At 37.3% G+C, this 12,752-nt stretch carries 11 protein-coding genes and 1 riboswitch; of the genes, 5 read left to right on the forward strand and 6 right to left on the reverse strand.

The annotated features are described in order from the left end of the window. On the reverse strand, window positions 1–1,614 hold the full coding sequence (locus CHI06_RS24620; RefSeq protein WP_095251200.1) for a spore germination protein: 1,614 nt from the start codon (window positions 1,612–1,614) through the stop codon (window positions 1–3). 437 nt (window positions 1,615–2,051) lie between these two features. Here CHI06_RS24620 and CHI06_RS24625 point away from each other — a divergent pair, with 437 nt between their 5' ends. Continuing rightward, on the forward strand, window positions 2,052–2,255 hold the full coding sequence (locus tag CHI06_RS24625) for a DUF5957 family protein (RefSeq protein WP_095251201.1): 204 nt from the start codon (window positions 2,052–2,054) through the stop codon (window positions 2,253–2,255). Window positions 2,256–2,274: 19 nt separating this feature from the next. Here CHI06_RS24625 and CHI06_RS24630 read toward each other — a convergent pair whose 3' ends face one another. From CHI06_RS24630 to CHI06_RS24640, 3 genes are all read right to left on the reverse strand, one after another. Then, entirely contained in the window at window positions 2,275–2,808 is a 534-nt protein-coding gene (locus tag CHI06_RS24630; RefSeq protein WP_179292768.1) for a competence protein ComK, read from the reverse strand. A gap of 543 nt (window positions 2,809–3,351) precedes the next feature. Then, the gene (locus CHI06_RS24635) at window positions 3,352–4,209 is read right to left on the reverse strand and encodes a gamma-glutamylcyclotransferase (RefSeq protein WP_095251203.1); all 858 of its coding nucleotides are present in this window, start codon (window positions 4,207–4,209) and stop codon (window positions 3,352–3,354) included. 220 nt (window positions 4,210–4,429) lie between these two features. Next, the gene (locus CHI06_RS24640) at window positions 4,430–5,800 is read right to left on the reverse strand and encodes an MATE family efflux transporter (RefSeq protein WP_095251205.1); all 1,371 of its coding nucleotides are present in this window, start codon (window positions 5,798–5,800) and stop codon (window positions 4,430–4,432) included. Window positions 5,801–5,997: 197 nt separating this feature from the next. On the opposite strand from CHI06_RS24640, the gene CHI06_RS24645 reads away from it, so the two are divergent. Continuing rightward, a complete protein-coding gene (locus CHI06_RS24645; RefSeq protein WP_095251206.1) occupies window positions 5,998–7,212 on the forward strand; it encodes an MFS transporter in 1,215 nt (404 codons plus the stop codon). Between the two features lie 315 nt (window positions 7,213–7,527). On the opposite strand, the gene CHI06_RS24650 is transcribed toward CHI06_RS24645, so the two are convergent. Continuing rightward, a complete protein-coding gene (locus CHI06_RS24650; protein ID WP_095251208.1) occupies window positions 7,528–8,349 on the reverse strand; it encodes a histidinol-phosphatase in 822 nt (273 codons plus the stop codon). 143 nt (window positions 8,350–8,492) lie between these two features. On the opposite strand from CHI06_RS24650, the gene CHI06_RS29480 reads away from it, so the two are divergent. Beyond that, window positions 8,493–8,930, forward strand: coding sequence for a hypothetical protein (locus CHI06_RS29480; RefSeq protein ID WP_142301019.1), 438 nt, complete (start codon window positions 8,493–8,495; stop codon window positions 8,928–8,930). Window positions 8,931–8,960: 30 nt separating this feature from the next. On the opposite strand, the gene CHI06_RS24665 is transcribed toward CHI06_RS29480, so the two are convergent. Next, a complete protein-coding gene (locus tag CHI06_RS24665) occupies window positions 8,961–10,787 on the reverse strand; it encodes an APC family permease (RefSeq protein ID WP_095251214.1) in 1,827 nt (608 codons plus the stop codon). Window positions 10,788–10,924: 137 nt separating this feature from the next. Further along, window positions 10,925–11,065: riboswitch (cyclic di-AMP (ydaO/yuaA leader) on the reverse strand. 81 nt (window positions 11,066–11,146) lie between these two features. On the opposite strand from CHI06_RS24665, the gene CHI06_RS24670 reads away from it, so the two are divergent. Then, window positions 11,147–11,275 (forward strand): hypothetical protein, encoded by a 129-nt coding sequence (locus tag CHI06_RS24670; RefSeq protein ID WP_133368367.1) that lies wholly within the window; start codon window positions 11,147–11,149, stop codon window positions 11,273–11,275. Between the two features lie 131 nt (window positions 11,276–11,406). Beyond that, window positions 11,407–12,726, forward strand: a complete 1,320-nt coding sequence (locus CHI06_RS24675) for a YheC/YheD family protein (protein ID WP_095251217.1) — start codon at window positions 11,407–11,409, stop codon at window positions 12,724–12,726. Window positions 12,727–12,752: the final 26 nt, after the last annotated feature.

A 12,752-nucleotide genomic window follows, 5' to 3' on the forward strand; every position in this document is an offset into this window, starting at 1 on the left:
TCATGTATCCTCCCGCTGATCATTTCCAACTTTATTGTGTTCTAAAATCTTATTATCATTTTCACTCAATCGATTCTGATTAGCAGGCTGCAGAAATCCAGGTCTTTTTGGCATCCACCACAGTGGGCTTCGGATAATAACATCCTTCATCCCTTGATAGTTTTCTGGAGAAACAGGTGCCATATACGGAACACCAAATGATTTTAAGGATAGCATGTGATTAAAGATAAAGATGATCCCAACCATTACGCCGAATAATCCAAAAATCCCAGCTAATATCATGATGGGGAATCTTAGCATTCGCAGGGCGAACGCAGCTGTATACGTTGGTGTTGCAAAAGAGCCATTTGTTGTTAAGGCAATAACGACCACTGTTATCGGACTAGACAATCCTGCTTCAACAGCAGCTTGGCCGATGACAAGCACGCCTACTATCGATAATGCTCCCCCTACTTGCTTTGGCAGCCGAACGGTAGCTTCTCTTAGGATTTCCATCGAGATTTCGATAATCAAAACTTCGATTACTGCAGGGTACGGAACTCCAGCTCGACCTCCTGCCACCGCCACTGCAAATTCAGTCGGCAGTAGTTCCGGATTAAAGGAAATAAGGGATACATATAGTGATGGAAAAATTAGTGAAAAAACTAATGCCAATATACGGGCCAGTCTAACAAAGCTTCCCATTAAAAATCTGGAAGAATAATCCTCAGTCGTTTGGTAGAATTGATTAAAAACAACCGGTACAACTAACGAAAAGGGCGACCCATCGACAAGAATAGCTACTCTTCCCTCTATTATGTTGGCCACCGTTTTATCTGGTCTTTCTGTCGATTGAGTCTGGGGAAATGGTGAAAAAGGGTTATCTTCAATAAATTGTTCTAGATATCCTACATCAAGGATGGCATCAATATTAATCTCTGAGAGCCTTTTTTCCACTTCCTTGATAACCGTCTCATTCGCTATCCCTTTCAGATAACAAATCGCCACTGTTGATTTGGTTAATCGCCCGATTTTCAACGTTTTCACTTGAAAATCCGGTGTTGGCAGTCGATATCTTAGTAAGGAAATATTCGTAGTGATATTTTCGATAAAGCCCTCCCGTGGTCCTAAAATAACCTGTTCAGTTTCTGGTTGGGCTATCGATCTCTTTTCTACCTTCCGTGTTTCAATATGAATAGCTTCCTTAATACCCTCAATAAAAATCACTGTTTTCCCGCGCAGCATTAAGTCAATTAACTGATCTAAGCTTTCACCAACATTCGCCTGACTATGGTAAAGAGATTCAGTTATGATCAAATTAATTAAATTGGTGAGGGGTTTTTCCCTGCCAATTAAATGATCAGGTTCATACATTAATGGCTTTAAAATATCCTGATTAATTACATCCTGATTAACTAAACTTGAAAGGTATACGCAGGCAGCTTCAAATTGACCAAAAATTTTAAAATGTTTTATTTCCAAATCTTCATTAACACCCAATATCTCTTTTACTGCCTTCTCTTTTTCTATTAATGAGCTAGAAGTTGGTGGGCCGCCCTTTTCCTCTACCAGCTTACTCGGTGTTAGCAATTGTGGTTTTTTGATGCTTCGTTTCTTCGTTCGAAATAAGGACATATTCCCACCTCCTACTTAATAATTTTTACCAATTCACCAATTTTATTCCTTTGCTTCCTTCTCTAAATCCGAATAAAAAAACAGAAATCCTAAAGGACTTCTGCTTTATTTCAATCTGACTAAAAATGGAAGAGTTAATATGACTAAACCAACTAGTGAAATGCCGAATGAGCCCATTTTGTTTTTATTTTTTAATATACATTTTACTCCTATAAGGGGCTCCTTTAACTCGTTTGATATTTAATTAGTGTTTAGTAAATTAGTTTAAATATCCATTTAATGAGTATTGTCCCGCGACTAATTCTTTAGGACTAGAGACTTAGAAAAAGTTACGTCTGTGGCTCATTATGAAGCATTAGTTTCATTGCTAAACTGTTAATAGAATATGTTTTTGAAAGGGGAAAATGCTTTGAGCAAAGTGAAGGGGTTTGTCTAGAATGAGGACACTACAAATTTTTATTACTGGTTTTGTACTCGGATTGATTCTAGCTGAACTGATTAATATTTTTGGCTTCTTGTTGTATGATCAGACCATTGGGCTAACGTTTTTCCCGATATTAATGGGGGTCGGATTAGCATGTCTAGATCTTCTGCTTCGCCGTAAATCTAAACTTCCTAATTTAAAGAGCAGCCTCCGATAAGGAAGCTGCTCACTTTGAATTATTTTTTCTTAAGGCTGAAGTTATTTTGTTTTTTACTTATATAATAGCCCGTCTTTGGTTCCACATAGAAAAATATGGGACATCTTAGATTTCTGGAAATGGTTTCTTGAAGCTCAATAGCCTTATGACGTCTAGTGTGAAAGGCTCTTTCTGTCATATCAATTAAGATTGTGTGACCATAGCTCGTTAACACTTCTGTCTGATTGACTCCAACACGCTTTGTTGTTTTTACATGGATAAGTGAAAACCATATGCAGTTAGGGCACTTCATATTCTTTGTTGGAAACAATAAGATGCCCATTTGAGGATTTACACTAATAAGGTGCATCCTCATCGGCGAAAGTAGATATTTAGAACTACGTCTTGATCCTAGGAAATCCGAGCCCACATGCAATAATGTTTCCTCGATTACCGCTTTTGGTGTCTTTTTCACGAGGAAGGTTTCTTGCCCTTCCATTACTCTTGACCATAATTCTCCTCTTTCACTGTACTCTCCTGTTACTAGAACAGTCTTTTCATTAAGTAAATGCATATCCCTAACATCCATAAATCAGTTACCCTCTTCTCTAATAGTAGTTATTGATTTTTTTAAGATTAAGAGTATACTAACGATAAAGTTGTATACTCAACTAGCTTTACCCTTGGGTATCGTTCCGGGAAGATCATTACCCGAGGGTGATTCTTTTTTCACTGCTTGCATCATACATTTTCACAAAAATCCTCCTCAAAATAAGTATATTTTACTAGTATATTTATGTAAATCTATTATCGAATAAATAATTTTTTGTCTTTCATGTATGCACATCAATGATTCTTAACACATATTGACGGACGTTTATTTATTAGGTATAATTAAAGATTATTTTTAACAACTACTCAATTTCTCAATATGACGTGGTTCGACATTTAATTTATTCAAGTATATTTTATATTTTCGCTCATTTTAGACCTTACTGAATACCTTTCAAAATGACTTTATCGTATGTTAACTGAAAATTCATTTATACACAGAAAATACTTATTTACTATTTAACAAAATAATCTTACCCTTTTGATAGAGTAAGATTATTTTTTGCTAGTTTAGTTTACATAATATTTTTATATGTTCCTTCAATTTTTCAAGATAAGATTCACTTAAATATCCAGTGCCTCCGCGAATGATTTCCTCAGAATAATGTGCCGGCGGTGCTGTTTCTACCTCCTTATTAACCACACTAAAGGTTAATACATCCTTATATAATGTTCCATTTATCGTGAGATCCACGAAAGTCGGCCGGTAAAGACGTGACCCTACCCCTTCTCTTCTATAAAGATAGGAAACACAATTTGCAGGAATCTCATACACCTTGCCTTCAACGATTCCACATTCCTCTACAATGTCAGCTCTGCCGCCATCATGTATGTTTGCTGAGTAGCGTAATGTATAGCCATTTAGAATGCCGGTGCCTGTCACCTTTTGAAAATAGTGATCAACCTGTGCCTTTTTAAAGCGGGCGTCATCCATGCAGCTTCCATATGCAAAATATAGGATTGGGTCTTGATTGAGCAGGTGATGCTCCTTCCAATCACCAGATTTTATCGGCGTTTTCAACATATACTGGTTGTGGTCTGCAATAGTGTAAACATATGCTTGGGATTTATCCCTGTCATAAGAGATATCCTTTTTCTTACGATTATATAAATTATCCATTCCCTCTGCACTGTACCCTTCCAACTCATCCAATCTCCACAGCTGTTCCTCTGTAACATGATACAATTCTCCATAAACCACATCAATACTTGATTCCTGTAGGGCCGGATAGCCATAACCCGTATCAAATAACCTCCCTTCCGTCCATGCCTGCTCCGCAACAAGCTCCGCTTCCTTCAACAAATAATGATTCCGTTCATGCTTCCTCAACGTCCCATAAACAAAAACAAAATACTGCTCCATATTAGCCACTTCCTTCTATAAAGATAAAGATTAATATCATTATTACATATCGACAATGACAATATTGTCATTACTTTAGGGTGCCTTTTTTACGGTGCCTGTCACCGCCCGTGGACACTGTCCACCTCAAGGGGGACAGTTGGTCCAAAAAAGTCCTCATCTCCCCTGCGGGGAGATGAGGACTTTTCTGGAGGTTACTATTGTATTGTTTGTTGAATGATTATACTGCTTCTACTTTATGTGTGTCGATGAATTTTCGTTTTTGAATGTAGATGAGTCTCCATGATAAGGCGATTCCGGCAGCCAATAGACCTACTGTAAGTCCCAGCCAATAGCCGGTTGCTCCTAGATTTGTAAAATTTGCCAATCCATAGCCAATTGGGAGACAAATTAACCAGTATGCAATTAAGGTCATAATAAAAGCAAGATTCACATCTTTATAGCCCCGTAAAGCTGCCTGTGCGGTGACTTGAATGGCATCGCTGATTTGGAAGAACAACGCAAAGATCAAAAAGTGTGCTGTTAAATTGATAACTTCTGCTTCATTTGAATAAAATCCTGCTACTTGATAGCGGAAAAGTACAACGAAAACTCCGGTAATAAGGGCAATGATAATAGCCAAATAGATTCCTAGCCAGCTGTAGCTTTTGGCATCCTTGTATCTTCCTGACCCGACTTCATATCCCACTAGGACCGTTTGGGCCATCGAAATGCTAATCGGAATCATATAGAGAAAAGAAACTATATTTAGTGCGGATTGATAGGCTGCTATTGTCGTAACATTAAATTTACTTAAAAGAATCGTTACTACAGCAAACATACTCGTTTCAAAAAACGTTGAAAGACCCATGGGGACACCAATTTTTAATATTTCCTTACACTCTGCCCATGAGAATTCTTTCAGATTCTCGAAAACGAAAAAACTCGAGAAAGGATCCTGCTTTTTTACAATGAACATCGTCATTCCCGTTATCACCCAATAGGTGATCGAGGTAGCGTAACCAGCACCTGCCCCGCCAAGTTCCGGAAATCCCCAATGTCCAAAAATTAACACATAGTTCAGAAAGAAATTGATGGGTAAAGACAGGAGCAGGATGTACATGACAACTCGTGTTTTTCCTAATGAATAGATAAAGGACCTAAGCACGTTAAAAATAAATAGAGGAAGAATTCCAATGCTTAGTCCTACAAGATAGTCAAAAGCTGTTTTTTGTACATCACTAGGTAGATTCATTTTATCCAATATTGGATTTAAAAAGAAAATTCCAAGTACAATCACCACAATAGCGATCATAAAGGACAGATAAAGACCATGTCTTACAACTGAAGCAACTTCCTTGCTTTTCTTTTCCCCAAAGCGCTGAGCTGCAATCGGCGAAACTGCAAGCAGTATTCCACTAATCCCCATAAATACCGGGCTCCAGATTGACGATCCAATCGCAACAGCGGCTAGATCAGAGGAATTGTATTTACCCGACATAATGGTGTTAAAGAAGACCATTGAAAACATTCCAAGCTGTGTAATTAAGATAGGTATTAACATAACAAAAATTTGTTTTGTTTTTTCCTTCAACGTAAAAGTCTGATTCATATAAATTACTCCTAAAAAACAGAAATATAAAAGCCAAGGTTTTATTATACTCGATTTTTGGCTATATTTTCATAAAGAATTTCAAAAGATCCAAACTGATGTTTTTCAGTAAATTTTCATAAGTTTTATATAGAAATTTCGGATACCGTAGTATAATATTATCGTTATTATTTAATAGAGAAAACTGGTGAAGATTTGTGCGCACACATAATGAAAAGATTAGTATTTATCACGGCATGGTTTCTACCATTGCTATCAACCTAGCAGGAAACTTTTATCCCATCTTTGCTATATCCATTCTCGGAGCGACCAATTACCAGGTTGGATTGATAAGTTCACTTCCCCCGTTAATTGCACTCTTGATGACAATTCCTGCTGCCATTCTGTTAAATCGTTTGGAGACCCAGAAAAAAACAGTAGCCATGGCAGTTTTATGGGCCCGCCTATTTTTTTTGCTGCTCATCGGAGTTGTATATATCTCCTCACCTTATCAAGCATGGACATTCTTAATCATTATCGCACTTATGAATGTACCCGCTACTATATCCAACATAGGCTGGCAAACATTAATTAGCGGTATGATTAAAGACGAACGAAGGGGTACTTTTTTTAGTGATCGTAACCGGCTATTAACGATTGCCGGAATGATTTCCACACTTATTATCGGGATTATCATGAAAAACCAAACCAGTAATGCAACCGCGTACCAGTGGTTATTTTTCGCAGCCTTACTTTTTGGCTTACTCGAAGTGTTTTGCTTAATGAAACATAAAGAAACAGTTCAACCCGTAACTAGTACTAAAAAATCGCCGATGGATTGGTCTATTTTTAAAGACCATGGTTACAAATGGTTCCTAATTGCAGCACTTTGCTTTAATTTCACCTGGCAGATGTCATGGGGAATATTCAATATTTATCATGTTAGAATCGCAGAAGCGACCATCCTTTGGATTAGTATCTTTTCGGTGGCATGTCAATTGGTTCAAATCTTTACTTTTCCATTGTGGAAGAAATGGGCAGAGGAAAAATCCAATACCCTCATGCTGGTATGGGCTGCACTTGGGATGGCACTTGTTCCCTTTTTAACGATTCTGTCTACCAACCTATTCTATTTAACTGGTGTCCAAGCACTATCAGGATTTTTTATTTCCGGGGTTGTGCTCTTATTGTTCAACCTTTTGTTAGAGCAATCCCCTGCCGAAACGAGAACGTATTGTATCACAACTTATAATGTACTCCTATCATTTATTGCCTTTATAGCTCCTCAGATTGGTATTTTGCTATTAGAAGGTCTAGGCATACAAGCATCAATGGAGTTAAATTCCATCATGAGGGTAGGCAGTGCCTTTGTATTTCTACTTATGTATTCTCGAACTAGGAAATATACCAAAGTATTGTTAGTAAAAAACTAGTAATTTTTTCTAGTAAATTGGCATTTTCTGTATGACTTACTAGATATACTACTCATATGGAGGTGGTTCAATTGTCAAAAGAAATCCAGGAATCAAAGTCTCTTCCGACTATCAACCAAAATAAGATTACCGTACGGGTCAACAACAATTCAACTTAACCATTAACCTTGGAGATTCATTGAATCTACTAGCACTCATCGGTGGGATTTACCTGACTAGAACAATAACCGAAAACAAAAACGTAAACAAGAAAAAATGTAATGGAGTCTTCGCCATTACATTTTTTTGGGTGCCTGTCACCATTTATTCACCTATTCATATTTTGACTGCATATCTCTTTTTCGCTTTAAAGTACACCCATTCTCTGAAGCCTATTTCTATGAGTCGAGTACGAACTTGTTCGAATTCGTCCCCGACTCGGTGTGGATCGTGGGCGTCTGAACCGAAGGTGACTTTTACTCCGTGATGGAGTGCCATCTCTAAAATGTCGTCAGCTGGATACCAGCCTCCAACGTATTTCGTTTTTCCAGAGGTGTTGATTTCGATAGCGATATCACATTCTGAAATGACCTTTAAGGTATGCTCAACTGCCGCAGTTTGAATGTTTGAAAAGTCTGGATAGTAGCCCTTCATTGCATCAATATGACCCAGAATCTGAAACATACCGCTGCGAGCAGATTGTTCAATTAAAGAATAATAATTTTCTTTCGTTCGTATTTGTTCTTTTGAGCTCAGGCCCTCCCAGCGATTCTTACTAAAAATGCTTACTCCATCCACTTGATGAACAGATCCAATTATATAATCAAATGGATAACGGTCAAAATACGGTCGATAGTTTTCTACCTGCTCAGGAAAGAAATCTGCCTCAATTCCTAAAAGGACAACAATTTTACCAGAGTACTCTTGTTTTAACTTTAAGACTTCTTCTACATATTCGGGAAATTGACTAGTTGCCATTGTTATATGTGGATAAGGATGATCTTCTTCGCTTGAGAAATATGGTGTATGATCTGATATCCCGATGATATTCAATCCACTTTCTATACCGGCTTCAATATATTCACGAATGCCTCCCCTGGCATGCCCGCACCGGTCATGATGTGTATGTAAGTCAAATTTAACCTTCAAATTGCTCATTTATTCATCACCTCTAGCCCCTATTTTCTCATATTAAGGTACTTTATCTCAACTTATCAAATTTCTTTTATTTCCCCCTTGTCCAATCCAAAAGACAAGCTTTTTCATATATATAATTATTAAATATTAATGTGAGGTGTTTTATGGAAAGTTGTGATTGTCGTGCAACATTATCCGCAACTGCCGTACCAGTTGAAACCTTAATTAATCGTTTTCCCTCCAGCGGCATGATTACGGTATCTGCACGAATTTGTGATGTTAATTGTTCAGTCAAAAACAGTTATATCTCCATTCTTTATGGTGACCATCAAGATCAAAACAATAGCTTTGTTTTTAAATCCATGTTATCAAGTTTACCAACATGTGAACCAGTATCGGGCGGAGGTATCGGAATGATTCTGACTTCCAAAGGGGAAGCCTCTGGAGTAAACTTTAATGACAACGCCATTCTATCCAACATACATTTGCTCCATGAAACCATTATTGGTAATGCCATCTGCTCCATCCTTTTAACTGCTAATGGGCGCACCTTTGAAGTACCCGGATGTATCTTCTGTATTTCCGAAAACAACCAAAATTGAGCAGCTCCCAAATGGAAGCTGCTCTTTTATTTATTTTTTAAGATGATAGGGAACGGTTGTGATAATTACGTTTCTTTTATATAAAAGGTAAGCTTTTATTAATAGACTTGATTGATTGTGCAGGATATTATGCCAGCCTTTTTTAGGGATGAATTGTGGAATGATGACTGTTACCCTGTAGTTCGCCTCACTGGCCTTATGCTGAACGGTATCAACAAATTTAGTCAACGGCTGAATGATGCTCCTGTAATGGGAGTGAAGGGTTACAAGTCTTATCTCCGGCTGCCACGTATTCCATTTTTCTTCGAATTTCTTTTCATCGTCACGTTCAAAGGAAACATAGACTGCAAGTACTTGATCCGCGCCAAGGGATTTTGCATAATTCAGTGAGTTTTCTACCACTTGTGTTATTCCTGCTACAGGAACAATTATTACGTTACCTTCGATTGGAATCGCAGGTTCGTTGGCATTTATTCTAAGTTGTTCACCCATGGCCTCGTAATGCTTTCTAATTCGGTAAAAGACGACAACAATGACTGGTAAAAATACCAATACTGGCCAAACCTGGGCGAACTTAGTTAAAAAGAACATGATGGTTACAATAAAGCAAATCACTGCACCTAAGGTATTAATAAATAGCTTAGCCTTCCAGCCCTGAGGCTTTTCACGAAGCCATTTTAACATCATTCCCGTCTGAGACAACGTAAAAGGAATGAATACTCCAACCGCATATAGTGGTATTAAGTGCTCTGTTTGACCTTTAAAAAATATAATTAAGAGGATAGAAGCTAGTCCTAGGACAATAATCCCATTTGAATATCCTAACCGGTCTCCTCTTATCTTGAACATTCTTGGGATAAATTTATCGTTTGCTAAATTTACTGCCAGCAAAGGAAAAGCTGTATACCCTGTGTTGGCGGCAAGAATTAAAATCAAAGCCGTAGTCCCTTGAATAAAGAAATACATAAAATTCCGCCCAAATGTTTGCTCCGCAATTTGTGAGACTACTGTAACCGTTTCATTTGGCCTAATTCCATAATAATAAGCTAAAAATACAATTCCAGAAAATAATATAGCAAGTAATCCTCCCATTGCTGCTAATGTCTTTGCAGCGTTATTTGGGGCTGGATCTTTAAAGTTCGGAATTGCATTCGAAATCGCCTCAACTCCTGTAAGTGCTGAACTTCCTGAAGCGAAAGCCCTTAAAAGAAGAAATAATGAAATCCCAGCAATAGGTGTACCAACCGGTGTATGCAATTCTGAAGGAACCTGACCTGTTAATATATTAAATATACCTACTCCAATTAAAATGAATAAAGCAAGGACGAATAAATATACAGGATATGCTAAAATAGAAGCAGACTCTGTTACACCTCTTAAGTTTAATGTTGTAATAAATAACACAAAAACAATCGCTATGCCCACATTATAGTCGTGTAGTGCTGGAAAGGCTGATGTTATGGCATCCGTTCCGGCTGAAACACTAACTGCTACCGTTAAAATATAGTCAACAAGTAGTGAACCTCCCGATATCAGCCCATAATTCACACCCAAATTTTCCTTTGATACTACATATGCTCCTCCGCCATGAGGGTAGGCAAAAATAATTTGTCGATAGGATAAAATTAACGCCAATAATAAGATTAAAACCCCGATTGCGATTGGAATGGAATACCAAAAGGCAGCCGCACTTATAGTAACCAACACAATCAGGATTTGTTCCGGTCCATACGCAACCGATGATAAAGCATCAGAGGAAAGAATTGCCAACGCTTTTGTTTTATTGAGCTTTTGCTCCCCTAATTCTGTTGACTTTAAAGGTCTGCCAATTAAAAATCTTTTGACTGAAGAAACCACTTTTTCCACTCCCGAGTAACTATAAATTGTAAATAACTTTTTATTACCTTACTAACTTGCCAAAAAATGCAAAAAAAATGCCTACAAGTCAAAGTAAATAGACCTGTAGACATATATGCTCTGTCAACAAGCTCCACCTTCCTTCTCATTAACGCTTACGAGGTTAGCTGTCGGATTCGGGCCATTGAGTAGCCCTACCTTTTAAAGGATTCACCCCTTGGATATACTATCCATATGAATGGTTCCCCCGCACCAATTGGTCTCAGCGATTTAGAAATATGAAACTGTGATTATCATACTCCTGTGTTTCTCAAATGTAAATCAAAATTTTTATAAAAATAAAGATTGGAGAAATGTATATGTCTAAAAAGAAAAAGCCGCTTTTGACAGATGAATTTTTAGATGAATTGGCTAATGAAATCAATGAGCTATATGGTCGCCCTGTGGAACAAAATGAAGATAATAACAATGATAAAAAAGACGACTAAGCATTCTTTCCATATTTCACAATAACAATGGTACACTTGTCCAAATTATAAATAATACCCCCATTCTTAAGACAATCTTCGTTATTGGTACATATAATAACTTATCCAGTAATATGGTAGGGGGAATAAAAATGGATAATGTTATTCTGCTATCGAGAAACACCACTAACAGCGGGATATTGACTCTTCATCCCAAATTAGCAGAATCAATGGGAATTACTCAAATTACAGCTAGAAAGATCAGATTCGGAGCAAAAACCTATCAATCTATTGTAGAAATTTCAGATGAGCTACCCTTGAATGGGGCAAGCCTATCTGAAGATATTTTGGACATGCTGAACATACCTCAGCATTGCAGCCTTGAAATCAAACAAAATGGCAATGAAATACAAATAGGACCCTTTATAGGTTTACTTGCTGGTTATTATCAAAGCTCAATCAAGAAATATCTTGAACATCTACGAGATTATGTCTTCCTTTATCATGAGATTAAAGGGGCAATTCTTGTCTTTTCTCTAGACCATGTTGATAAAATCAATCATACAGTCAAAGGATATCTATATAATCCTCGAACAAAACAATGGGAGGAAGGTACCTACCCATATCCTGCGTCTATTTTTGTGATGACATCTTCTGTAAGCTCTGCATGGATTCAACATTTCAAATCTGTCCTTGGCGATGTCGTTTTTAATGATTTCTTTCACACCAGATTGAGTATTCACAAGAAATTAGCAAGTTCAATTGGTGTAAAATGTTACCTGCCCGATACCAATCTTTATGGTTCTCCTCAAGATTTGTACTACTTTTTAAAGAAATTCCCTAATTTAACCGTTAAACCACTAAACAACGCAAATCGTTCAGCAATAAGAGTTTACTTGAAAAACTCCAACTCTCTCGTTATATCTAATTTGAGAACCATGGAAACTAAGACTTTCAAATTTAATAATCGGGATCAAGCCTATTCCATTTTTAAACAATATTTTAAAGATGGAGAATATTTGATTCAGGAATCAATTGATGTAACAGGCTATCGAACGATGTCGATACGAATCATTACTGTTAAAGAACAATCAGGTCAGTGGAAGGCTATGGGGTTGTTTACCCGAGGAGACCAATCTGGAGACAATGAAGGTAAATTAATGCCTTTGGTTAAATTTCAAAAAGAGATGGTATCAGATTTCTTGCAGCAAAGTGATTTGTATGCCTCCCTGACCTATCAGGAATTAACCCACATTGCTATTGACACCGTCAAAGAAATAGAGAGCATGGGGGTACATTTTGCTAATGCAGCTGTAGATATTATAATCGGAGAATTAGGCGATATTTGGATTTCTGAAATTGATTACTTCAATCCCTCACATGAAATAGCACTAGTCGCAGGCTATCCGAACCTATACTATGAAATCTTAAAAACCAATATGCTTTATGCGAAAAAGCTAGCGGGCTTTTAACAAGAACAAAAGAGCTAACCAAAAAA

Source organism: Bacillus sp. 7884-1, assembly GCF_002272245.1.
Classification (GTDB): Bacteria; Bacillota; Bacilli; order Bacillales; family Cytobacillaceae; genus Neobacillus.

What these genes read in the sequence shown, in the direction of transcription:
- CHI06_RS24620 (WP_095251200.1), bottom strand. Translation starts at nt 1,614, where the DNA reads ATGTCCTTATTTCGAACGAAGAAACGAAGCATCAAAAAACCACAATTG.
- CHI06_RS24625 (WP_095251201.1), top strand. Translation starts at nt 2,052, where the DNA reads ATGAGGACACTACAAATTTTTATTACTGGTTTTGTACTCGGATTGATT.
- CHI06_RS24630 (WP_179292768.1), bottom strand. Translation starts at nt 2,808, where the DNA reads ATGCATTTACTTAATGAAAAGACTGTTCTAGTAACAGGAGAGTACAGT.
- CHI06_RS24635 (WP_095251203.1), bottom strand. Translation starts at nt 4,209, where the DNA reads ATGGAGCAGTATTTTGTTTTTGTTTATGGGACGTTGAGGAAGCATGAA.
- CHI06_RS24640 (WP_095251205.1), bottom strand. Translation starts at nt 5,800, where the DNA reads ATGAATCAGACTTTTACGTTGAAGGAAAAAACAAAACAAATTTTTGTT.
- CHI06_RS24650 (WP_095251208.1), bottom strand. Translation starts at nt 8,349, where the DNA reads ATGAGCAATTTGAAGGTTAAATTTGACTTACATACACATCATGACCGG.
- CHI06_RS29480 (WP_142301019.1), top strand. Translation starts at nt 8,493, where the DNA reads ATGGAAAGTTGTGATTGTCGTGCAACATTATCCGCAACTGCCGTACCA.
- CHI06_RS24670 (WP_133368367.1), top strand. Translation starts at nt 11,147, where the DNA reads ATGTCTAAAAAGAAAAAGCCGCTTTTGACAGATGAATTTTTAGATGAA.
- CHI06_RS24675 (WP_095251217.1), top strand. Translation starts at nt 11,407, where the DNA reads ATGGATAATGTTATTCTGCTATCGAGAAACACCACTAACAGCGGGATA.